The organism is Ponticoccus litoralis, from assembly GCF_039769985.1.
GTDB lineage: Bacteria > Pseudomonadota > Alphaproteobacteria > Rhodobacterales > Rhodobacteraceae > Ponticoccus > Ponticoccus litoralis.
Genome location: NZ_JBDNCH010000004.1, coordinates 295713 through 318222 on the forward strand (window position 1 = coordinate 295713; position 22510 = coordinate 318222).

Here is a 22510-nt window from a genome sequence, read left to right on the forward strand (position 1 = left end):
GTCTGAACTCCTCAATGGCTGTAGTCGATGGGCTCGACGCCAAGGTCGGCCGCAATCGAGTGGTTGAAGCGGGCGCGCTCGTCCTCGGATTTGAACCGGACGTAGTGCAGCCTCGGAAACCGCTCTTCGAGCACAGGCATCGTGTGGAACGGGTTGGTATGGGCGAGGATGATCAGGGGTTTTCCGTCATGCGGCTCGCGGACGGCATCGCGGATCGCCCCAAGATCGTGGCCATCGACATCGACGCAGGCGGCGCCGAACTCGATGAATTTCCGGCGGATGTCGCCGACCTCCATCACGCTGGACATGGCCCCGTCGCATTGCTGGTTGTTGACGTCCATGATCGCGTAGACGTTGTCGATGCCGTGGTGGGCACAGGCCTGCACCGCTTCCCAGGTCTGACCTTCCTGCACCTCGCCATCGGACATGAACACCCAGGTCCGGTACGGTGTCGCCGCGCAGCCTGCGCCCGTAGGCAAGACCCGCCGCGGTGGACAGGCCGATGCCAAGCGTGCCGTTGTGCACTTCCATGCCGGGGCTGTGCTCGGCCCCGATCATCTCAACCGAAGAGCCGTCCTTGTTGAACATCTCCAGCCCCTCGGGCGCCATGCGGCCCACCTCGATCAGCGTGGCATAGGCGACCAGCGCGTAATGCGCCGGAGCGATGAACAGGCGGTCGAACTGCGGCTCGAACGGGCCGTTGTAGCCCGCGCCGGTGTGATACCCGGGATTGGAGGCCGAGGGCACGCCCGCAAAGGGCTTGGGGATCATCGGCAGGGTCGGCTCGCCCAGGTTCAGCTCTTCATTGTAAAGCCAGGCCAGCTGCTCGGCGGCGGAACAGGCCTGCGAGAGGTAGCCGCCATTGTTGCGCATGGCGTGTTCGAACACGCGACGGCGGATGCCAAGGGCCACGTCTTCGGTGGGTTTTCGATTGTTCACGACACTTTTCCTTCGGACTGGAATTTTCGGATACGGACCAGGCATGTGTGCGCCGAACAGCCCTGCGACAGCCGCGAGGTTCCCTTGTCACGGGTCAGGACGTTCGGATTGCCGTTCCTGCACAGGTCCGGCGCATGCGGGTCGGGCGCGTACCAGGCCCCGGTGCTGACCTGAACGACACCCCGGCGCAGCCGGTCGTCGAGGACCGCGGCACAAAGGCAGCGGCCCCGCGCGTTGTAGAGCTCTACGAGGGCGCCATCGACAATCCCGCGCTCTGCGGCATCATCCGGGCCGATCCGCACCGGCTCGTATCCGTTGACCTTGGCGGACTGGCTGAACACCCCCTGATCCAGCTGCGAGTGCAGCTTGGTCGTCGGCTGGTTCGAGATCAGGTGCAGCTCGTCCGGCTGGCACTTGCCCAGCCACTCGAAGGGCTCCAGCCACGACGGATGCGGCGGGCAATCCTCGTAGGCGAAGGACGCGATCCGGTCGGACCATATCTCGATCCGGCCACTGGGCGTGGGCAGCGGGTTGGCCTTCGGGTCTGCCCGGAAGGCCTGCAAGAGAACCTGCGGTTTCTCCGGCGGATCGACCCGGTGCCAGCCCTGTTCGCGCAAGGAGTCGTAGTCCGGCAGGTCGATGCCCCGTTGCCCGTGCCGCCTCGCGCCCGGCCTCGTACATCCAGCGCTGCCAGTCCCCGGCGCTGCGGCCCTCGGTGAAGGCGGCCTCAAGACCCATGGCCCGGGCCATCCCCGCGAAGATGTCATAGTCGTCGCGCGCGCCTTCGGGCGGCTGCGCCACCTGCTCCATGGCGATGACAAAGGGATCGCGTCCGCCCATGCAAAGGTCACGGCGTTCCAGCGGCGTGGTGCAGGGCAGCACGATATCGGCATGCTGCGCCGTGGCCGTCCAGCACCAGTCGTTCACGATGACGGTGTCGGGCCTGCGCCATGCCGCGCGCAACCGCCCGAGGTCCTGGTGGTGGTGGAAGGGGTTGCCCCCGGCCCACCACACCAGCCTTGCGTCGGGGTAAGTCCGCGTTTCGCCGTCGTAGTCATAGGTCTCGCCCGGGCGCTCCAGCATCTCGGCGACGCGCGCGACGGGAATGAAATCCGTGACCGGATTCCGGCCCTGCGGCAAGGGCGGGAAATGCAGCCCGGTGTTTTCCAGCCCCATCGAGTTCACCGCCGAATAGCCCAGCCCAAAGCCGCCGCCGGGCAGGCCGATCTGCCCCAGCATCGAGGCCAGCGCGATCACCGCCCAGAACGGCTGTTCGCCGTGGTCCTGCCGGGTCAGCGACCAGCTGGCCGAGATCATCGTCCGGGTCGTGGCCATGCGGCGCGCCAGTTCCACGATGCGCTCCGCCGCGATATCACAGATCCCCGAGGCCCAGTCTGCGGATTTCACGACACCGTCGGCCCTGCCCGTCAGATAGTCGGCGAACCTGTCGAACCCGACCGTGTAGCGGTCGAGGAAGGCGCCATCGTGCAGCCCGTCCTGCAAGAGCGTGTGGCAAAGCCCCAGAACCAGCGCCGTATCCGTCGAGGGCCGGATCGGTAGCCAGTCGGCGGAAAGCTCCGCCAGCATATCGTCCCGCAGCGGCGACACGTTCACGAAATTTACGCCCTGGGCACTGGGCCTGCTGCATGGCCTCGCGCTGGCGATGCCGGCCACATCCCCCTGCGATATCTGGCCGTTCGTGACGCGCATCCCGCCGAAGGCCACCAGCGTCTCGCAATGCGCCACCAGCGTGCGCCAGTCTGTGGTGCCCCCGGCGGCTACATCGAAACCGCCGACTGCGTATTTGGTGATCACCTCTCCGGCGGCCAGGCTGTAGGTGTTCTTCGATCCCACATGACCGCCCAGAAGGTTGAGGAAACGGCGCAGATGGCCCTGCGGATGGTGAAACCGCCCGGCGCTGGCCCAGCCGTAGGACCCGGCATAGATGGCCCCGCATCCATGGGCCTGCCTGACCCGCAACAGCTCTTGCGCGACCAGCCGCTCGGCCTCGTCCCACGAGACCGCCACGAAGCTGTCCGCCCCGCGCCGCTCCCGGTCCCGGCCCTGCGGATCCTGCAACCAGCCCTGCCGCACCATCGGCGTCGTGATCCGGCTGTCAGCGTCCAGCGCGCCGATAAACCCCCCGGCAATCGGCGAGGGGTCGACATCCATCTCGAAGGGATGCAGGGCACAGAGGCGCCCGTCCCGCGTTTCGGCGCGGTAGGTGCCCCAATGCATCGCCGTCAGCGGCATCCGGGACCGGGCGTCGGTCATACGGGCGCCTTGCCAATCTCAGACCTGAGCGCGGCCAGGCTTTCGCCAAAGGGCGCGCGGGCAATGCCGTACTCGGTGATGATGCCCGAAATCAGCCGGTTCGGCGTGACATCGAAGGCCGGGTTGAAGGCGGGGGCGCCGGGCGGTGCGATCTCGCAATCCCCGATGCGGGTGATTTCCCCGGCGTCGCGCTCTTCGATCTCGATGTCGTCCCCCGAGGGCGTGTCGAAATCGATCGTCGACATCGGCGCGGCGACGTAGAACGGCACGCCATTGTCCTGCGCGGCCAGGGCCAGGTTGTAGGTCCCGATCTTGTTCGCGGTATCGCCATTGGCCGCGACCCGGTCACAGCCGACAATGGCCATATCGACCTTGCGGGTCCGCATGACATGAGCCGAAGCGCCGTCCACGACGATGGCATGGGGCACGCCGTATTGCATCAGCTCGAAGGAGGACAGCTTGGCCCCCTGCAACCGGGGGCGCGTCTCGTCGAGATAGGCCATGACCTTGTGACCCGCCTCATGCGCGCTGCGGATCACCCCCGGGGCGGTGCCCAGATCGACCGTCGCAAGCGAGCCGGTATTGCAGTGGTGGAAGAAGGTCACCTCTTGCGGACAGAGCGTCAGAGCATGTTTCGAGATCGCGCGGTTCACCGCCACGTCCTCGGCCTCGATCGCAAGCACTTCGGCCTCGATCTCGGGGCCGGTGGCCTCCGGCCTGTTCCAGACCGCCTTCAGCCGGTCCAGCGCCCAGAACAGGTTGACCGCCGTCGGGCGCGAGGCGCGCAGCAGCGCATCGGCGCTTTGCAGCGCGCGGCGCCGGTCGTCCCCCTCCCGGCCCCGGCTGACCATGAGGATGCCAAAGGCCGCCGCAACGCCGATGGCCGGCGCACCGCGCACGGTCATGTCGCGGATGGCCTCGGCGACCTCTTCGACGCGGGTCAGCTCCTGGTAGCGGGTCTCGCCCGGCAGGACCTTCTGGTCGATCAGCCGCAGGATCCCGGCCTCGGACCGCCATTCGATTGCACGAAAACTCATTACAGTGATCCTTTCCCTATTTCGGCGGCAAGGCGCCGGACCTGTTCCGCCAGCCCCGCCACGGGCGCGACCAGCCCGCCGTCGCGAACGACAGCCCGGCCCCGCGCGAAGACATGGGCGACGTCCTCTCGCCCGGCGCTGTAGACCAGCGCGGAATAGGGGTCGTAGACCGGCACCATATGCGGCGCATCGGTGCGCAGGACGACGACATCGGCGTGCTTTCCGACCTCCAGCGACCCCTGCCGCGCGGACAGGCCAAGCGCCTTCGCGCCGCCGATGGTGGCCATCGCGACGATATCCCGCGCCGAGAGCGTATCCGGCGCGCCGGTCCGCAGCGCATGCAGGTAGGCCGTCAGGCGCATCGCCTTGAACATGTCCAGATCGTTGCCCGTCGACGGGCCATCGGTGCCCAGAGACAGGGTGACACCGGCCTCCATCAGCGCCTTCACCGGCGCCATGCCGGAGGCAAGCTTTGCGTTGGAGGCCGGGCAATGCGCCACCGCGCTGCCCGCCTCTGCCAGCATCGCGATCTCGTCGTCGTCCAGATGGACCGCATGGGCCAACAGCAGCGGCCCGTCCAGCAATCCGGCCTCGGCCAGTGCCCGAACCGGACGCTGCCCGTAGGCCTTGGCCACCAGATCCAGCTCCCAGTGCCGCTTCGGAGGCATGGATGTGCACCGGCAGGGACAGCTCTGCCGACAGGGCGCGGACATCGCGAAGCTTCTCGGCATCCAGCGTGTAACACCCGTGCGGCACCAGCAGGACATCGACCATCGGGTTCGCCGCATGGCGCCCGGCGAAGTCGCGCACCACGTCCAGCCTGTCGCCCCAGTCGCCGCCCTCGGGCCCCGGCACGCCGATCATCGCAGGCCCGGCAGAGAGGCCCAGACCGACATCGCCCGCCGCCGCCACCGTCGCGTCGACATGCCAATACATGTCCAGAAAATGCGTCACCCCGCCCAGGGCCATCTCTACGGCGCTGAGCTTGGCACCCAGATAGGCGGTGTCCGGCGTGACATGCGCGCGCTCCGCCGCCCAGACCGTGTTCAGGAACTGCCCCAGGTCCACGTTGTCCGCCAGACCCCGAAACAGCGACATGGCCGCGTGACAATGGGTGTTGATAAAGCCGGGCAGGATCAGCCCGCCCTGCGCATCCACGGTCGTCCCGGCGGTCACGCCCTCGGGCAGCGGGCCGACATGGCTGATCACGCCGTCGGTGATCGCGACACAGCCCCCCTCGACGACACGAAAGCCGTCGTCCATCGTCAGGACGGTGCCGTTGGTCAGAAGCGTGTCGACCTTCACGAGGCCTCTCCGACCGCGGGCACCCTTGGCAGCAGGCGCTCCATCAGGGCCAGCAGTTTCGGCTGGACGATCTTGACCGCCTCCCAGACCTCGTCCTCGTTGGTGATATGGGACGAGGCGATATCGCCGACCGCCAGGTTCGTGACCGCCGAGATCGCCAGCACCTTCATGCCCGCATGGCGCGCCACGATCACCTCGGGGACCGTCGACATCCCCACCAGGCTGCACCCGGCGGCCTGCAACAGCCGGATCAGCGCCGGCGGCTCGAAGCTGGGGCCGACCACATGCGCATAGACGCCCGCCCGCATCGACGGATCGAGCGACCGCGCAAGCGACAGAAGCGCCGGATCGTAAGCCTGGTTCATCGACACGAAGCGCGCGCCCAGACTGTCGTCGTTCGGCCCGCGCAAGGGATCGCCGCCGCAGACGACGGGCAGCGAAAGGTGATCCTCGATCACCGCGAGGTCGCCCACCTCGAACCCGCCCCCGATGCCCCCGGCCGCGTTGGTGAAGACCGCCGTCCGCGCCCCCAGCGCCGCCATCAGGCGGATCGGAAAAGTGACTTCGGCGGCGGAATAGCCTTCGTACATGTGCACGCGCCCGCGCATCGCGACGACGCGCCGCCCGAAGAGCGTCCCCAGCAGAAGCACACCGTCATGGCCCGGCGCGGTCGACACGGGAAAATGCGGAATGTCGCGATAGGGAATCTCGACCCCCTCGATCGCATCCGCCAGCGGCCCAAGCCCCGAGCCAAGGACCAGCGCGATCTCTGGCGTGAGGTCGGACAGGGCCCGGACGGCAGCGACCGCCTCTGACAGATGCTCTTTCAACATGTCACACTCCATCCATTTGCCAGCAGGGTTGAGCCACCGGATAGGTCGATAATACGCAAATGTCAATTCATTTGACAATTGATGAACTAAACAGTACCGCTTGTGTCGGAGAGGGCGCGACCCCTATGCGTGGCCGCGACGATCAGAACAGGGAGTATCCGAAATGAAACATCTTGCCGCCGCTGCCGCCGCCGCGACTTTGGGCATGGCAGGCTTTGCCGCCCCCGCCCTGGCCGAAGGTGAGCAGATCATTTACGTGACGCCGAACCCGATCGGGAACAACGCCTTCCTGCGCCTTGGCCGCGAGGGCAGCGAGGCCGCCGCCGCCGCCATGAACGGCAGCATCGCCAGCTACGAAAGCGACTCGCCCCCGGCGATGCTGGAAAACCTCTACGCCGCCGTCGGCAACGGCGCCGACATCGTCGTGGCGGTCAGCTTTTCGGCGGTCGACGGGGTGCTGGAGGTCGCGCCGACGGCGCCGGATACGGACTTCCTGATCGTCGACGCCTGCCCGCAGGGCGATCGCCCCGCGAATATCCACTGCGCCGTTTTCCGCGAACACGAGGCCTCTTTCCTGATGGGCTTCATGGCGGCCAAGGCATCCGAGACCGGCAAGCTGGGCGTGGTCGGGCCGATCGACATTCCCTTCATGCACCGCTTTACCGACAGCTTCGCCGATGGCGCGCATCACCTGAACCCCGACATTGACGTTCAGGTGCGCTGGGTCGGCGGGCAGAACCCGTTCTCGGACCCGGTGCGCGCCAAGGAACAGGCGCTGGCCCTCGGCGCGCAGGGCGCCGACGTGATCTATGCCGCCGCCGCCGGTGGCAGCTTTGGCGTCTTCGAGGCGGCGGCAGAGGCAGGCTTCAAGGTCTTCGGCGTCGACACCAACCTTTGCGAATTCGCCGAGGGCCGCATGATCGACAGCGCGCTGAAACGGGTTGACGAAGCCATCCTGCAATCCCTCGAGGCCATCGCCGCGGGCGAGGACGCGGTCTTCGCCAGCTTTGGCCTGGCAGAGAAAGGCATGGGCGCCATCGCCATGGACGAGGCCGATGCCATCGCCGAAAGCGGCTGCCTGATCGCCGAGATGCCCGCCGTCGCCGAGGAAACGCGCGCGCTGGCCGCCCGGATCATCTCGGGCGACGTGACCGTGAACGACCCCCTGATGGCCGAGTGACGGGGGCCAGCGTGCCGACACCCGTTCCCGCCGACCGCGCGGTTTGCAGCCTGCGCAACGTTTCCCGGTCCTTTGGGCCGGTCAAGGCCCTGTCGGATGTCAGCTTCGACATCCGACAGGGAGAGTTCCTGGCCCTGATCGGCGAAAACGGCGCCGGAAAGTCCACGGCGATGGGCGTTCTGTTCGGCCTTGTCGACCCCGACACCGGCCATGTCGAGGTCGGCGGGACGCCGCGCCGCTTCGCCTCGGCACGCGATGCGATCGACGCCGGTTTCGGCATGGTGCACCAGCATTTCAAGCTGTACCCGGAACTCACCGTCATCGAGAACGTGCTGGTGGGCAACGAGGGCGGCGGCCCCTTGGCCCGCATCCCCTTCCGCGCCGCCGAAGCCCGGCTGCGCCAGATCATCGAGACCTATGACTTCCGCCTCGACCTGCAGGCGACCGTCGCGGACCTCAGCGTCGGGGAAAAGCAGCGCGTCGAGATACTCAAACTGCTGTTCCGCGATGCCCGGGTGATCTTTCTGGACGAACCGACGGCGGTCCTGACGCCGCAGGAATGCCTGTCCCTCTTCGACATGCTGCGGCGCCTTCAGAAAGAAGGGGCCTCCATCGTCCTGATTTCCCACAAGCTGGACGAAGTGATCGCAAATGCCGAGCGTATCCTGGTGATGCGGCGCGGCGCGCTGGTAGCAGAGCGCGCGGCAGAGGCGACGGACCGCGCGGAGCTGGCCGGGCTGATGGTCGGCGCGCAGATCGAGGCCCCGGCCAAGGTCAACGCGGCAACGGACAGAACCGTGCTCAGCATCCGCGACCTCACCGTCGCCGGACCCTCGGGCAAGCCGCGCGTCGACGCGGTGTCCTTCGACGTGGCGGAAGGCGAGATCTTCGGGATCGCCGGTGTGTCGGGCAATGGCCAGAAGGCGCTTGTGGACGTGCTGATGGGGCTTGAAACGCCAACCGGCGGAACGGTCCTGTTCCGGGGCGAGGAGATCACCGGGAAAAGCGTCGCAGAGCGCCGCGCCGCAGGCATCGGGTACATGTCCGAGGACCGCATGTCGGTTGGCCTTGCGGCGCAGGGCAGCATCACCGAGAACGCCGCCGCCGGGCGCGAGCATACCGCCGCCTTCTCGCGCCGCGGCTGGCTGCGCAAGCGCGCCATGACCCGCCATGCAGAGACACTTATCGAGGCATTCGACATCCGCACGCCCTCTGCGCAACTGCATGTGGGGAAACTGTCGGGCGGCAACCAGCAAAAGGTCGTGGTGGCGCGCGAGGTTTCGGCACAGCCCCGGCTGCTGCTTGTCGAAAACCCCTGCTGGGGCGTCGACGTGGGCGCCATGGCAACCATCCACGGCCAGCTTCTCGACCTGGCGAAATCGGGCTGCGCCATCGTCCTTGTCAGCAGCGACCTTGAAGAGCTGTTCGCCCTCAGCGACCGGGTCGGGGTGATCTACGAGGGCGCGATAGGGCGCATATTCCCGCGCGACGCCCTTGACACCTTTGCCATAGGCGCCGCGATGGCCGGCGGCGGGCACATCGGGGACAAGCACGCATGACGCATCTGTTCACAAGCCGGAGGCTGGTGCCCATCGGCGCCGGGCTGCTCGCCCTCGTGCTGTTTCCGCTTCTTGTCCCGGGCAGCGGCGAGATCGCCGCCAGCTTCTTCAACGGCGCCTTTGGCGGGCGCAACTTCTTCAACCTATACGCAACCCTCAGTCGCTACACGATCCTGCTTGGGATGGCGCTGGCCGTGCTCATCTCGTTCCGCGCGGGGCTGCTGAACATCGGCGGCGAAGGCCAGCTGGTGCTGGGCGGGCTGGTCGCGGCACTGGTGGGGGTCTACCTGCCCGCGCCGCCCCTTGTCGTCGCGCTGGTCGCGCTGCTGGCGGCCATGACGGCAGGCGCCTGCTGGGCCGTTCTGGCGGGGCTGCTGGAGCGTGGCACCGGGGTGCCGCTGCTGATCGGCTCGCTCCTGCTGAACTACCCGGCCTCTTTCCTTGCCTCCTATGCCGTGTCGCATCCCTTCCGCGACGTGGCCAGCGGCGCGACCCAGACCTTCCGCATCCTGCGCGAGGCCGGCCTGCCGCGTTTTCAGGGCACGATCCTGGATTACGGCATCTTCCTGATCGGCGCCGCCGCGCTGGCCTACGTCATCCTGGAACGGTTCACCGTCTTCGGCTACCGCAGCCGCCTGCGCGGCTGCAGCGCAGGGTTTGCCCAGGCCTCGGGCTTTCCCAACAGGCGGCTCTATTACAGGACCCTGATGCTCAGCGGCGCGGCGGCGGGCATGACCGGCTTTGTCGCCGTCTTCGGCAGCAGCCAGCGCTTTGTCGACGGGATGCTGACCACGCCGCTTTATGCATGGACCGGCATCGCCGCGGTCCTGCTGGCGGCGGTCCGCCCCGGCCTTGTGCCGCTGACGGCCTTTTTCTTCGCCATGCTGGCCACAGGATCCATCGGCATGGAGCGGACGGCAGGCATCCCGCGCGAGTTCGGTCAGGTCATCCAGGCCCTGATCGTTTTGACGCTGGCCGGGTTTGCCGGGAAACTGACAGCCATCTCCGGCGGCACGAGGTAACGCGATGCTCTTTGACGCAGCCCTGATCGATTCCGTTCCGCGCCTTGTCACCCCGGTGCTGCTGGCCGCCATTGGCGGCGCCCTGTGCGAGCGTTCGGGCGTCTTCAACATCTCTCTCGAAGGCATGATGCTGGTCGGCGCCTTCGCCGCCGTCGCGGGCACGTTCTACACCGGCTCCCCCTTGGGGGCCTTGCCGCGGCCCTTGTCGCGGGCGCCGTCTTCGGGCTGTTGTTCGCATTCTTCAGCGTCTGGCGGAAAGGCGACGACATCATCGTCAGCATCGGCATCAATATCCTCGCCGTTGGCCTGACCGCCCTGCTGCTGCGCAGCCTCTTCGGCGTGTCCGGCCAGTTCGACGACCCCGCCATCGCCGCATTGCCCAATATCGACCTTGGCCCGGTCGGGGATATTCCCGTCCTGGGCAGCTTCCTGTCGGGCCAGTCGGTACTGGTCTGGCTTGCGGTGGCGCTGGCCTTCGCCGTGCACCGCTTCCTGCACCACAACAACCTCGGGCTGCGGCTGCGGGCCGCCGGGCAGAATGCCGAGGCGCTGCGCACGGTCGGCATCTCGCCCGAGCGGATCAAGACAACGGCGCTGCTCGCCTGCGGCGCGCTCTGCGCCCTTGGCGGCGCGCAACTGTCGATCTCGAACGTGACGCTCTTTACCGAGGGCATGAGCGCCGGGCGCGGGTGGATCGCGCTGGTCATCGTGATGATGTGCCGGGGGCGCCTGCTCTGGATCCTGCTGGGCGCCCTGCTCTTCGGCTTTATCGACGCGATGAGCGTGCGCCTGCAGGGGCTTGGCCTGCCGCAACAGGTCACCGACGCCCTGCCCTACGTGCTGGCGCTTTTCGTGCTGGCCCTCAGCTACCGGCGGCGGACAAGGCGTGCCCATGCCGCGTGATCCGATACAGCAGCGCCAGCAGATCGAAGACCAGATCATCGAAGCGGCCTGGGCCTATTACCACGACGACCTCAACCAGTCCGAGATCGCCGAGAAGCTGGGGCTGTCGCGGGCGACGGTGGTCAACTACCTCGGCGAGGCGCGCAGACGCGAATACGTGCGGATCTCTCTCAGCCCCGACGTGTTCCGCGAGCGCCAGATCTCCAGCGAGCTGCGGGAAAAATTCGGACTGAAGGAATGTCTGGTGGTCCCCACCGGCGAAACCGGGGACCAGACCCTGTCACGCGTGGCCCGCGCGGCCTCGGACTGGTTGCCGCAGCTGCTGGTGCGCGGGGACCGGCTGGGTGTGTCCTGGGGCGAGACGATCTTCAAGGTCTCGCAATATGCGGAACGCCGCCCCATCCCCGAAATCGAGATCGTCCAGCTGGTCGGCTCGATGACAACCCCGCTGGGCTTCGCCGCCGAGACATGCTCGGCCAATCTTGCGCAGAAGTTCGACGCCACCTGCATCAACCTTCACGCACCGCTGCTGGTCGAACAACCCGGCCTTGCCGAGATGCTGCGCGCCGAACCCGTGATCGCACGCCAGCTGGACGCGGTGCGCACCTGCAACAAGGTGCTGTTCGCCGCCGGGTCCTGCGAGCCTGACAGCCACGTGGTCCGATGCGGCCTCGTGTCTCTCGACCTGCTGGAGGCCTATAAGGCCCGAGGCGCGCAGGCCGTCATTTCCGGGCGGTTCATAGATGCCGAGGGCAATGCAATCCTTGGCGAAATGGACAACCGTATCATCGGCGCGGACATCGCGCAGATGAAAGGCAAGGATGTCGCGCTGCTGGTATCCGCCGGGCTAGACCGGGTCGATCCGATACTGGCCACCATGCGAGCCGGCATTACGACCCACCTTGCCACCTGTTCCGCCACGACCGCCGCGCTGCTGAATACGTGACCTCGATTTATTCGTTGCAATTCGACGGGCGAGCGAAGAAAACTCTCTGAGATTCCGCCGCCCGGTGATCTGCGCAACCGTGTCATGCCGGGACTCATATCAGAACATGGCGCCACGCGCGCCTGAAATTCCGTCGCAGAATTGTCGCAGAAAGAGCCCATGAAAAATGGACGTCCGCGCGGAATACAGGGAGAACAGGCGAAATCAGCGCCTGTCAGAAATTCGAGGACCGTTTCAATGCATACTGAATGGACACAAGACGCCGCCGAGCGCTATGACGCCTGCAATCGTGCAACGCTGAACTGGCTGATGGCGCGCGGAGATCTGGGTGGCGGTTTCCTGAATACCAAGGTGCATTCGATTACCGGGAACGATTACGATGCCGCCTCGGGTGCGCGCGGCCCTGACTACACCTATGGTTGGATACAGGGGCGCGGGCTGGAGGCATTGGCCAGTTTCACGATGCATTACAAGGACTTGGACTCGGCGTTCTCGGACCGGCTTCGCGAAACCGGTGCCGCGCTCTACAGGCGCCTGGCCGAGAAGCAGGCCGGGGACGGCCATGCCTATTTCCTCTATGGGCCAGACGGACAGCCCGTGATCGCCCAAGACGGCGCCTTCACACCTCAGGCGCCCGCCGGATCGGTATATACCTATTCCGACTCCTTTGTCTCCAAGGGGCTTTTTGCGGCCTCGCATCTATACGAGCCGGAGATGTCGGGCAATTACCTGATCTACCTCAAAGAGGTCATTGCCGCAGTCGAAGACGGGCGGTTTCAGATGGATGAAACAAAACCGCTGTCACAGGAAAATATTGCGGCGGAACCGGATGATTTCGGGCCACGCATGATTTTGCTTGCGGCATCCGGACTTCTGCATCGCCTTGGATATTCCGAAGAGACCGATTTTGCGGACCGATTTATCGCGCATGTGCTCGACCGGCATTTCGATCCCGACTCTGGCCTTTTGCTGACCATTCACGGCGAAGACACCTGCAATGTCGGGCACGCCATCGAATTCTGCGGCTTTGCCTTCGAACATCTCGCGGTGCGCCCGGATCAGGAACGGCTTGACCGGATTGTCGATATACTCCTCCGCTGCATGGAAATCGGGATGCAGGGACCGGGAATTGCGCTTTATCTCTCGGCCTCCAGCGGTGCGCTGAAATCGCCCTATTTCCCGTGGTGGCCAATGCCCGAAGCGATCCGCGCCTGTGCCCTTGGATACCAGTTGACCGGGGACAGCCGGCTGATCGCCCCGTGGAAGAAGGCCGATGCGGCCTTCTTCTCGCAGTACTGGCGGCAGAATCTGGGCTTTGCCTATCAAACCCGGACCGTCGACGGACCCGTCGACTTTGTGCCCGCGACCCCCGATCTCGATCCCGGCTATCACACCGGGCTCAGCCTTCTGGCGGCGATCCGGTCCGCCGGTCGCTAGTGCACGATCCGCATTCCGCTGGTGCGGTCGAAGAACTGCACCAGCTGTGGATCCACGGTGAAGCCATGGGTTTCCCCGGCGTGGCAATCGAACCGTTCACGCAGCAGCGCGGTGATCGACACCCCGGCCAGCTGCGCCTGTAGCAGGGTTTCCGAGCCCGTCTGTTCGTTGGATTCGATCACCGCACGCAGGCCCGCGTCGTCGGGGCTGTGGCGCATATGTTCCGGGCGGAACCCCAGATCGAACGCTCCGTCCAGATCCCGGTATTGCGGCAGGACAAGGGTCTGGCCATCGCTCAGCACGACGTCATCGCTGCCCCGGCGCGTCGAAACCGGAAGGAAGTTCATCGCAGGCGAACCGATGAACCCGGCAACGAAGCGGTTGACCGGGTGGTCATAGAGGTCGAGCGGCTTGCCGACCTGCTCGACGTGGCCATCGCGCATGACCACCACGATATCCGCCATGGTCATGGCCTCGATCTGATCGTGCGTGACGTAGATCGTCGTTGTCCGCAGCCTTTGGTGCATGGCCTTCAGCTCTGCCCGCATCTGCACGCGCAGCTTGGCGTCGAGGTTGGACAGCGGCTCATCGAACAGGAAGACCTGCGGCTGGCGCACGATGGCCCGGCCCATGGCGACGCGCTGCCGCTGCCCGCCGGACAGCTGTTTCGGATACCGGTCGAGCAGCCCGTCGATCCCCAGCATGACCGCGGCGTCCTTCACCGCCTTGGCGATCTCCTGCTTCGGCGTTTTCAGCAGCCGCAGCGAGAAGCCCATGTTCTGCGCCACGGTCATATGCGGGTAGAGCGCATAGTTCTGAAACACCATGGCGATATCGCGGTTCTTGGATTCCACGTCGTTGATCACCCGGTCGCCGACACGGATCTCGCCGCTGGTGATTTCCTCGAGGCCCGCAATCAGGCGCAGAATGGTCGATTTCCCGCAGCCCGAGGGCCCGACAAGCGCCACGAAGGCCCCATCGGGGATCTCGACGGACACCCCGTGCAGGGTTTCGACGGCGCCAAAGCTTTTTCTCAGGTCTTTGATTTCAACTTGGGTCATTACCAGTCTTTCAGAAGTCGCTGAACAGGGTTCAAGACGGGTTTCATTCCTTCATCCCGCTTGCCGCGATGCCTTCGACGAAGTTGCGGCGCAGCAGGACAAACGCGAGCACGGAGGGCACCATGACGGCGGCGGAGGCCGCGCTCAGCAGGGACAGTTCGACGGTGTAGGCGCTTTGGAAGTTCGCAAGGCCGACTTCGATGGTGAAGGCCGTCTTCCGGGTCAGCGTGATGATCGGCCAGGCAAAGGCGGTCCAGGCCTGGAAGAAGGCCAGCACGGCCAGCGCGGCCAGCGGCCCGCGCAGCAGCGGCAGTACGATATGGGTGAAGATCCAGAACTCCCCTGCCCCGTCTATCCGGGCCGCTTCGAGCAACTCGTCGGGGACCGAGGTCAGGACGTTCTGGCGGATCAGGAAGATCCCGAAGCTCATCACCAGGTAGCCGATCAGCAGGCCGGTGATCGAATTCAGCACCCCCAGCGCCTTCACCTGAAAATACAGCGGGATCATGTAGACCTCGAAGGGGATGATCGCCGTTGTCAGAAACAGGATGAAGATCACGTTGATCGTCCTGAAGGGGAACTTGGCCACGACATAGCCCGCCAGCGCAGAGGTCGCGACGATGGCGATCATCGACAGGAAGGCGAAGGCGAAGCTGTTGAACATCCAGCGCAGCAGCGGCGTCTCGGTGAAGACCGTGACGAAGTTCTCCAGCGTCGGATTGCGGGGCAGCAGGGTGGGCGGCCACTGAAGCATCTCTGCCGGGGTCTTGAAGCCGTTCGAGATCAGCATGATCAGGGGCAGCAGCAGCACCAGGCAGACCAGGAACAGCGCCACATCAATCAGGAAGTTCGAACGGCGGGTGCGGGCTTTGGCGGACATGGTCAGTTCCCCCCTTCTGACGCAGCAGGCCGAACTGGACCGTGGTCAGCACCAGAACGATAAGCAAGAGGATCACGGCCTCTGCGGCGGCATAGCCGACGCGGAAGTTCTGGAAGCTGTTCTCGAGCATGTCGAGCACCAGAACCCGGACCAGCCTGCCCGGCGCGCCCTGCGTGTCCGAGGCCAGCACATAGGCCTGCGCATAGACGTTGAACCCCGAGATCAGGGTGACGACGGAAACGTAAAGCGTGATCGGCTTCAGCAGCGGCACCGACATGTAAAGGAAGGACTGCACCCCGTTGGCGCCATCCAGCCGGGCCGCCTCGAAGACCGATTTCGGCAGGTTCCGGAACCCGACCAGATAGATCAGCACGGCGTAGCCCAGCGTTTGCCACGACACCAGCAGGATGATGCAGACAACCGAGAGCACGGGATCGAACAGCCAGGCCTGCGCCTCTCCGCCAAGCGACACGATGATCGCGTTCAGCGGCCCCAGCTTGGCGTCGAAGATCCATTTCCAGTGCCATGGCAGCCGGTACAAGCGACACGACATGCGGGATGAAGACGGCGGTTTCGTAGAATCCGGCAAAGCGGCTGCGGGTCCGGTGATAGATGACACCGGCCAGCGCCATTGACGTGGGGATCGTGATGACCATGGCGCCGAAGGCAATGATCGCGGTATTGGTCAGCGCATCGAGGAACTGATCGTCACCGAACAACTCTGCAAAGTTCGCCAGTCCGACGAAGATCTTGTCCTTCGACAGCAGGTTCCATTGGTACATGCTCAGCCGAAGCGTCTCGACGATCGGATACATACGCACCCATCCGAAAATCGCGAATGTCGGAATAATCGCAAGTATCGCGAACCAGAACTTCTTACGTTTCAACATGGTCTGCCTCATGCAATCGGCCTGCCCGCCGCCGTGGCGCGGCGGGCAGGTCTGGTGGTGCCTTACTCGGCGAGAATGCCCGCGCGATCCAGGATCGCATTGGTTTCCTCGGCGGCAGATTCGAGAAGGGCCATCATCGCGGCATCGTCACCGGCAAGCGACGGATCGGCAAAGGCTTCGGTCAGCGTGGCTGCAAAGCGCGTCAGGATCTCGTTGATCGGCTCGATCGACGGCAGGGTGAACAGATCGTAGTCTTCGGGCAGGTCGACAAAGGCCGAGAACTGGGGCTTGGCCGCGATGACCTCGCTGTAGTCGACGCCCACCCGGTTGGGCAGCCAGCCGACATTGTCCAGCATCCAGATCAGGTTCTCGGGCTTGTTCGCCTCGATGGCAAAGGCCCATGCCGCTTCCTGCGCCTCGTCCGAGCCACCGGAAACATAGAGGTTCACCGGCAGCGCAATCGAGCCGCGCGGCAGAAGCGCCGTGTCATAGTTGAGATCGGGCGCCTTTTTCCCGGTATCGCCGATCACCCAGCTTTCGCGGATGAACATCGCCGTCTGGCCCCGCTGGAACGCGGCGGCATCGGCGGGCATGTCGACGGTCACGGTCTTGTCGCCGCTGACGGCATTGACGTATTGGCGCAGGGTCGCAAGCCCGGCGTCGCTGGCATAGCCCGCGCGGTACTTGTCGCCGACGCGGTCCAGAACGGCGCCACCGTGCTGGTGCATGTTGATCCAGAACTTCTCGGCGATCCCGGCGCCGCCACCAGACAGGCGCAGCGACCAACCCGATACCGTGGGCGTGCCGTCCCCGTCGCGCTGCGTCAGCTTCGCGGCATAGGCGTCATACTCTTCCATGGTGCTGGGCGGGCCGTCCAGACCGGCCTCTGCCAGCATGTCGGTATTGTAGAACAACGCCCCCTGCCCCCGGAACAGCGGCAGGCCGTAGACCGCGCCATCGACCGTGGCGGTATCCCGGAAGAACGGCTCGAAGTTTGCGCCGTCGTTCACGAAATCCGCGATATGCGAGGGCGCGGGCGGCAGAAGGTCGTTCACGATGTAGCGGTTCGCGGTAGAGCCGATCAGCTCCAGGACCGTTGCGTCGTCCAGCCCCGACGACAGGCCAAGCGCAACGCGCTTTTCGTGGTCGCGCAGGCCGATGGGCTCGACGATGACGTTGAGATCGGGGTAGTCGTCGCGCATCCCTTCGGCAACGCGCTCGTAGTAGTCGGCCAGCTCGGGGAAGCCGCCCCAGACGACGACGTCCTGCGCCTGTGCCGCCATGGTCCCGGCAAGCATCAGGCCCGCCGACAATGTGATCGCGTTCCCCAGTGGCGCGCCTTTGTCATTCGATGGCATTGGATTTCCCTTTCATGTTGGACTTTTTTGATCGTGCAGTCTGCTGCGGTCGGTTTGGCCGCAATCTCGGCGGCGCGTTGTGCTGCACTGGACAACGCCTCCGCCACTCCGGGCGCGATCGACGCGCCCATTCCATAGAACCTGTGCGCCTCGTCCACCTCGTATCCGCCGACCGCATATTCATCCAGCGGCGGGATATAGCCGGGATTGTCGTCGGCATAGGCGATCACATGGTCTGGCCCGTCCCGACCAAGGGACCGGCGCAGCTCCAGTGCGGTCCGGGCAAAGATCTCTCCGGGCAGGCTGAGGATCAGCACCCCGCCCCAGCTGAGGGCGGTGCATCTGGCCTGCATCGGCTCCAGATCGCGGCCCATCTGCCGCCCGGCCCAATCCGCCCAGATGTGGTGAATGTCGCCCGGGCTGCGCGAGGCCGCGCGCCACGCGCGGGCCAGCTCATCCGCCGTGCCGCTTTCGCGGCTTTCGAACCGGAGATCCGCGAAGGCCTCGGCGCATCCGATGGGCCCCGACACGGCAACCATTTCCGCCGCAAGCGCCGATTGCGCCACACCCTCGCCGATGGTCATGGCCCGCGCATAGGTGCGGTCTGCCTGATACCCGGCGGAAAGCGAGGCCGCCGCGCTGTGCCCGGTGTTCACGTCCCCCGCACAGCCGGTGGCGAAGACCGCGACCGACCCCGGGCATGCCTCTTCAAGCGCCCTGCGCGCGAAATGCGGGTAATCCGCCGTCCACAGCAGGTTGTCCGCCCCCAGCACAACCGGGTGGCAGGCATAAGAGACCAGATGGGCGATGGTCGATCCATCCATCCGGTCAAAGCGCATCACCGGCACGCCCCGATCCACCGGGCCGTCCGCGTGCCGCCGATTGGCGGCAAAGCCCGGCTCTGCCCCGCACCCGGCGTACAGCCGGGCCGGTTCGCGGGCGCCTGCCGCCTGTTCGATGGCCAGAAGGACGCCGCGTTCCAGCGCCTGAAGATAGGCCGGATCTGCGGCAACCGACAGGCGCCCGGGCATCGAGACCGGGCCGCCATGCGTATGCGTGGCCGCAATCGTGACATTCCCGTCCGGCAGCGGGCAAAGCCTGCGTATGCGGGCGGAAAACGCCGCGTCGATCCCGATGACATCCACCGACACGAAGGCCGTATCGTCGACCACAAGCGCCCGCGCGCTCAGCGCATCATGCCCGCCCCGGGCAGCGTCCTGACGCGCCGCAAAACCCGCCATGGCCCCGCCCGGCGGCGGCGTGATATCGACAACGGCGGCACCGACCCGCGTCATGGCAGCATGCTCACGCCATTGTGCAGGATCTCGACCGGGCGGGCCGGGGCCTCGTCCCGGCTGGTGTCCAGCAGCAGGAAGGTGGCCGGTGCGCCGGGCACCAGCGCGGGTGTCTTGCCGATCACGCGCGCGGGGTTGCTGACCGCCATGGTCAGGGCCTCGGCGGTCGGAAAGCCGGTGAAGGCCCGATAACGGCAGACGATATCCAGCAGGCACGACCCGCTGCCCGCAAGATAGGCGGTCCCGGCGATCGAGACCTTGCCGTCGCCGCTGACCTCCACATCGCCGCCGATGGACGAAGAGTAGCGGCCCGGCGGCATGCCCGCGAAGGTCACGCTGTCAGAGACAAGCACCGTCCGCCCGACCCCTTTCGCCCGCAGCATGGCCCGGGCGGTCGACCGGGACAGGTGATGCCCGTCAAGGATCAGGCTGGCCATCAGGCGGTCTTCGGAGAGCTGCGCCCAGATCGCATTCGGATGCCGGGGCAGTGTCGCGGCGATGCCGTTGCCCAGATGGGTCGACAGGCTGGCGCCCGCCGCGACCGCCAAGGCGATCTCTTCCTCGGTGGCATCGCAATGGCCCGGGGCCACGCAGATGCCTTCGGCGGTCAGGGCCCGGATATAGGCGGCGGCGCCCGGGGTTTCCGGGGCCAGCGTCACCATGCGCACCAACCCCTGTGCGGCCCCCTGCCAACGGGCGAATTCTTCGAGACAGGGGGCCGGACATGTGCCAGCGGATGCGCGCCGCGCGGCCCGTCCTTGGCAGAGATCGACGGCCCCTCGACATGGACACCCGCGATCATGGCCTTCGAGAAGGGCAGGCTTTGTTGCGCCAGCCGGATCGCCGAAAGCCGCTGGCACAGCGCGGCTTCCGAGGCGGTGATAAGCGTCGGCAGATAGGCGGCGACCCCGACCCGGGCCAGCGCCTGGCTCAGGGCCTCCACAACCTCTGGCGTCAGATCCCCCTCGTTCAGGTCGAACCCGGCGAAACCGTTGACCTGAAGATCCACCAGCCCCGGTGACAACAGGGGCAGAGCCTCGGCCTCGCAGTCCGTGACCTCCTCGATCACGCCGCCCCGGACATGTACCGTCAGGCCCTTGCCGCTTGCGAAATCGCGGCTCGGAATAGCTGGCCACCCGGTTCAAAGCGCGCGCACCCTTCCCCGGAAGTTACCAAGGAACTTCCTGTTCGCCTCGTCACCGCCGGGGGCGTTGCCGCTGCGCCAGACCGGAGGCTCGATGCCCCGTTCGCGGATGTGCAGAACCGTTCGGATCACCAGCAGGTTCAGCGCCGTCGCATTGGCATAGGTCGACACCGCCGCGATGCGTTCGGTCATGCCCGGGATATCGACAATGGCATCGCCGATCTGCACCTTGCTGTCGATGGCCACATCCACCAGATCGTGCAGGTTCTGCTTGGTGGGGTGGCGCGCGGGATGGTCCGCAGCGGTGCCCTCTGCATGCTGTCGCGAGCTGATGCCGATGGTCCGCACGCCACGCTCGCGCGCGATCAGCGCCGCGTCGATCAGGGCGGCGTTGATGCCATAGGCGTTCACGAGGATCAGAATGTCGCCCTCGCCAAGGCCCTGGTTGTCGATCACGACGCGGCCATACCCGGGTGTCCGCTCGATCGCCATGGAGCGCAGGGCGCCGTTCGACAACAGCGTGCCCTCGTCGAGGATCGCGTTGACATGCATCAGACCGCCGGCGCGGAAGAACACTTCTTGCGTCGCAAGGTTGGAGTGCCCGCCGGGACCGAAGACATGCACAAGGCGGTCCTCGGCGATCTGGTCGGCCAGCAGCCGCGCCGCCCGGTCCAGCGGCTCTTTTTCCTCGGTGTGAATGCGCTGCATAAGCGCCGTGACATCGTCTAGATAGGCGTCGCAGAGGGCGTCGGCGGTGAGCGTGGTATCAGCCATGGGGGCCGCCTCGCGATCCAGGTAGATGGTGCAGTTCGGATGTGTCCGCAGGATGCTGGCCGGGCAATCGGTGGTGATCGGCCCCTCCAGCGCGGCTTTCACAGCCGCCTTCTTGCGCGCCCCGGGCACCGTGCAAAACAGGGCACCGGCCCCCATGAGGGTCGGAATGGTCAAGGTGATCGCCTGCTGCGGCACCGCTTCAAGCCGGTCGAAGCAATCGTCGTCGACCTGCTGCTGGCGGCAGACCTCGTCCAGCTCGACAACGCGCACGCTGAGCGGATCGTCGAAATCGGCAACCGGCGGGTCGTTGAAGGCTATATGCCCGTTCACCCCGATGCCCAGACAGACAATGTCGATCGGCGCCTCGCCCAGAAGCCCGGCATAGCCCTGGCAGATCTCATCCGCCGTGCCGGTCGCGGCGATGCGGTGCACCGTGGCGGCGGGTATCTTCGAGAACAGATGTTCCTGCAGCCAGTTGCCGAAGCGCTGCGGGGCCTCGGCCTCGAGCCCGAGATAGTCGTCCATGTGGAAGGCCGTGACCCTGTCCCAGGGCACGTTGGGCAGCGCGGTCAGGGCCTCGAGCACTTCGGACTGGCTGGGCGCGGCGGCAAAGATCATCCGCACGCTGCCCTTGTCCGCAGCGACCGCGCGCATCCGGTTCGCGACATCCATCGCCACGGCGCGCCCCATCTCTGCCCGCGTCTGGTAGATCTCGACAGTGTATCTTTCGCTGAGCCCGCTTCCGGCATGCGCCGGTGAACGTGCAACATGGTCTGACGTCATCATGAACTTTGTCCCTTCGTTACAAGGCAGCGTAATGTGCAATCGATTGCACGTCAACGCCGAGATCGCCCAAAGACACCAACGAAGGTTGCTTCAGCTGGGGGGCGGGGCGCTAACGGTTTGTCTTGAAACGAATTCCGTTTCCAGAACAATGCGCACATCATCCTCCGGCGGCGCGTTCAGAGAGCTAATCAGCAGGTCGACGGCCTTCTGCCCTGCAACCGCCGACGGACCCGAAACGGTGGTCAGCATGGGGTAGCCCAGGATATCGTCGCAGCCCACGACGCTGTAATCCTCGGGGTTCCGAAGCCCGTTCTCGGCCAGGCCGAAACAGATGCCCTGCGCCAGCACGTCGTCGAAGGCGATGCAGGCGGTCGCGCCGCGCGTCAAAAGCTCTGGCACAAGCTCGACCCCCTTCGCGAAAGAGGCAATCCCGGCAGGAAGCTCGCCCATCGAGACACCATGTTCGGCGGCGGCCCGCGTGACCGCATCCCGCCGCTGGCCGTTGGACCACGAATTCTCGGGGCCTCCGACATAGATGATCCGGCGATGCCCCAGTTCGGCAAGATGGGCCACGGCCCGCGCCATGCCCTGCCCGGAATTGATCAGCACGCGCGGCACGCCTTCGATATCCCGGTTGATCAGGACAAGCGGCATCTCGCGCGCCAGCGCGTGGATCTGCGCGCTTTCGGAGCGCGGCGAAGCCAGAACCGCCCCGGCCACCTGATCGGACAGCCGCCGCAACAGGTCCATTTCCTGGACTCGGGTCCTCGTCGGCATTGCCGATGAAGACCGAGTACCCATGCGCCGAGGCCTCCTTCTGCACCGCCAGCGCGATCGGCGGCATGAAGGGGTTGGTCAGGTCGGGCACCACCAGGGCAATGTTGCTG

22 protein-coding genes and 2 pseudogenes are annotated in these 22510 nt (G+C 65.9%); 7 read left to right on the forward strand and 17 right to left on the reverse strand.

All coding sequences use genetic code 11. The annotated features are described in order from the left end of the window. Window positions 1-11: 11 nt before the first annotated feature. The 8 genes and pseudogenes from ABFB10_RS22030 to ABFB10_RS22060 all read right to left on the reverse strand — a co-directional run bounded on the left by ABFB10_RS22030 (window position 12) and on the right by ABFB10_RS22060 (window position 6388). A complete protein-coding gene (locus ABFB10_RS22030) occupies window positions 12-140 on the reverse strand; it encodes a hypothetical protein (RefSeq protein WP_347168632.1) in 129 nt (42 codons plus the stop codon). 75 nt (window positions 141-215) lie between these two features. Next, window positions 216-428: pseudogene (locus ABFB10_RS22035) on the reverse strand (transketolase); the annotation flags it as partial. 507 nt (window positions 429-935) lie between these two features. Next, window positions 936-1280, reverse strand: a complete 345-nt coding sequence (locus ABFB10_RS22040; RefSeq protein ID WP_347168363.1) for a molybdopterin dinucleotide binding domain-containing protein — start codon at window positions 1278-1280, stop codon at window positions 936-938. Beyond that, window positions 1222-3213 (reverse strand): molybdopterin-dependent oxidoreductase, encoded by a 1992-nt coding sequence (locus ABFB10_RS22045; protein ID WP_347168364.1) that lies wholly within the window; start codon window positions 3211-3213, stop codon window positions 1222-1224. The genes ABFB10_RS22040 and ABFB10_RS22045 overlap by 59 nt, the downstream gene beginning before the upstream one ends. Next, window positions 3210-4250, reverse strand: a complete 1041-nt coding sequence (mtnA, locus tag ABFB10_RS22050) for an S-methyl-5-thioribose-1-phosphate isomerase (protein ID WP_347168365.1) — start codon at window positions 4248-4250, stop codon at window positions 3210-3212. The genes ABFB10_RS22045 and mtnA overlap by 4 nt, the downstream gene beginning before the upstream one ends. After that, the gene (locus ABFB10_RS22055) at window positions 4250-4918 is read right to left on the reverse strand and encodes an amidohydrolase family protein (RefSeq protein WP_347168366.1); all 669 of its coding nucleotides are present in this window, start codon (window positions 4916-4918) and stop codon (window positions 4250-4252) included. The genes mtnA and ABFB10_RS22055 overlap by 1 nt, the downstream gene beginning before the upstream one ends. Before the next feature lie 49 nt (window positions 4919-4967). Continuing rightward, window positions 4968-5513 (reverse strand): annotated as a pseudogene (locus ABFB10_RS24405) (amidohydrolase family protein); the annotation flags it as partial. Between the two features lie 38 nt (window positions 5514-5551). After that, window positions 5552-6388, reverse strand: coding sequence for a purine-nucleoside phosphorylase (locus ABFB10_RS22060; protein ID WP_347168367.1), 837 nt, complete (start codon window positions 6386-6388; stop codon window positions 5552-5554). 163 nt (window positions 6389-6551) lie between these two features. Between ABFB10_RS22060 and ABFB10_RS22065 the strand changes: the two genes are divergently transcribed. The 7 genes from ABFB10_RS22065 to ABFB10_RS22095 all read left to right on the forward strand — a co-directional run bounded on the left by ABFB10_RS22065 (window position 6552) and on the right by ABFB10_RS22095 (window position 13435). Beyond that, window positions 6552-7568, forward strand: a complete 1017-nt coding sequence (locus tag ABFB10_RS22065; RefSeq protein ID WP_347168368.1) for a BMP family ABC transporter substrate-binding protein — start codon at window positions 6552-6554, stop codon at window positions 7566-7568. Window positions 7569-7579: 11 nt separating this feature from the next. After that, complete coding sequence (locus ABFB10_RS22070) at window positions 7580-9127, forward strand: ABC transporter ATP-binding protein (protein WP_347168369.1); 1548 nt, start codon at window positions 7580-7582, stop codon at window positions 9125-9127. Further along, window positions 9124-10149, forward strand: coding sequence for an ABC transporter permease (locus tag ABFB10_RS22075; RefSeq protein WP_347168370.1), 1026 nt, complete (start codon window positions 9124-9126; stop codon window positions 10147-10149). Before ABFB10_RS22070 ends, ABFB10_RS22075 begins: the two co-directional genes overlap by 4 nt. Window positions 10150-10153: 4 nt before the next feature. Continuing rightward, window positions 10154-10459, forward strand: a complete 306-nt coding sequence (locus ABFB10_RS22080; protein ID WP_347168371.1) for an ABC transporter permease subunit — start codon at window positions 10154-10156, stop codon at window positions 10457-10459. Next, window positions 10378-11052, forward strand: a complete 675-nt coding sequence (locus tag ABFB10_RS22085; RefSeq protein ID WP_347168372.1) for an ABC transporter permease — start codon at window positions 10378-10380, stop codon at window positions 11050-11052. The genes ABFB10_RS22080 and ABFB10_RS22085 overlap by 82 nt, the downstream gene beginning before the upstream one ends. After that, window positions 11042-11998: a sugar-binding transcriptional regulator gene (locus tag ABFB10_RS22090; RefSeq protein ID WP_347168373.1), complete on the forward strand. Its 957-nt coding sequence runs from the start codon at window positions 11042-11044 to the stop codon at window positions 11996-11998. The genes ABFB10_RS22085 and ABFB10_RS22090 overlap by 11 nt, the downstream gene beginning before the upstream one ends. A 159-nt stretch (window positions 11999-12157) precedes the next feature. Continuing rightward, complete coding sequence (locus ABFB10_RS22095; RefSeq protein WP_347168374.1) at window positions 12158-13435, forward strand: AGE family epimerase/isomerase; 1278 nt, start codon at window positions 12158-12160, stop codon at window positions 13433-13435. Here the strand turns inward: ABFB10_RS22095 and ABFB10_RS22100 are convergent. The 9 genes from ABFB10_RS22100 to ABFB10_RS22140 all read right to left on the reverse strand — a co-directional run bounded on the left by ABFB10_RS22100 (window position 13432) and on the right by ABFB10_RS22140 (window position 22424). Then, entirely contained in the window at window positions 13432-14496 is a 1065-nt protein-coding gene (locus tag ABFB10_RS22100) for an ABC transporter ATP-binding protein (protein ID WP_347168375.1), read from the reverse strand. The genes ABFB10_RS22095 and ABFB10_RS22100 overlap by 4 nt on opposite strands. 43 nt (window positions 14497-14539) lie before the next feature. Then, on the reverse strand, window positions 14540-15376 hold the full coding sequence (locus tag ABFB10_RS22105; protein WP_206563464.1) for an ABC transporter permease subunit: 837 nt from the start codon (window positions 15374-15376) through the stop codon (window positions 14540-14542). Next, on the reverse strand, window positions 15333-15917 hold the full coding sequence (locus ABFB10_RS22110; RefSeq protein WP_347168376.1) for a carbohydrate ABC transporter permease: 585 nt from the start codon (window positions 15915-15917) through the stop codon (window positions 15333-15335). The genes ABFB10_RS22105 and ABFB10_RS22110 overlap by 44 nt, the downstream gene beginning before the upstream one ends. Window positions 15918-16328: 411 nt before the next feature. After that, a complete protein-coding gene (locus ABFB10_RS22115) occupies window positions 16329-17564 on the reverse strand; it encodes an extracellular solute-binding protein (RefSeq protein ID WP_347168377.1) in 1236 nt (411 codons plus the stop codon). Further along, a complete protein-coding gene (locus tag ABFB10_RS22120; protein WP_347168378.1) occupies window positions 17564-18919 on the reverse strand; it encodes a neutral/alkaline non-lysosomal ceramidase N-terminal domain-containing protein in 1356 nt (451 codons plus the stop codon). Before ABFB10_RS22120 ends, ABFB10_RS22115 begins: the two co-directional genes overlap by 1 nt. Further along, window positions 18916-19581 (reverse strand): hypothetical protein, encoded by a 666-nt coding sequence (locus ABFB10_RS22125; RefSeq protein ID WP_347168379.1) that lies wholly within the window; start codon window positions 19579-19581, stop codon window positions 18916-18918. The genes ABFB10_RS22120 and ABFB10_RS22125 overlap by 4 nt, the downstream gene beginning before the upstream one ends. After that, window positions 19575-19988 carry a hypothetical protein gene (locus ABFB10_RS22130; protein WP_347168380.1) on the reverse strand — a complete coding sequence of 138 codons (414 nt, stop codon included), beginning with the start codon at window positions 19986-19988 and terminating at the stop codon, window positions 19575-19577. The genes ABFB10_RS22125 and ABFB10_RS22130 overlap by 7 nt, the downstream gene beginning before the upstream one ends. 72 nt (window positions 19989-20060) lie before the next feature. Then, window positions 20061-21623, reverse strand: a complete 1563-nt coding sequence (locus tag ABFB10_RS22135) for a sugar isomerase domain-containing protein (protein ID WP_347168381.1) — start codon at window positions 21621-21623, stop codon at window positions 20061-20063. Between the two features lie 90 nt (window positions 21624-21713). Further along, the gene (locus tag ABFB10_RS22140; RefSeq protein WP_347168382.1) at window positions 21714-22424 is read right to left on the reverse strand and encodes a LacI family DNA-binding transcriptional regulator; all 711 of its coding nucleotides are present in this window, start codon (window positions 22422-22424) and stop codon (window positions 21714-21716) included. Window positions 22425-22510: the final 86 nt, after the last annotated feature.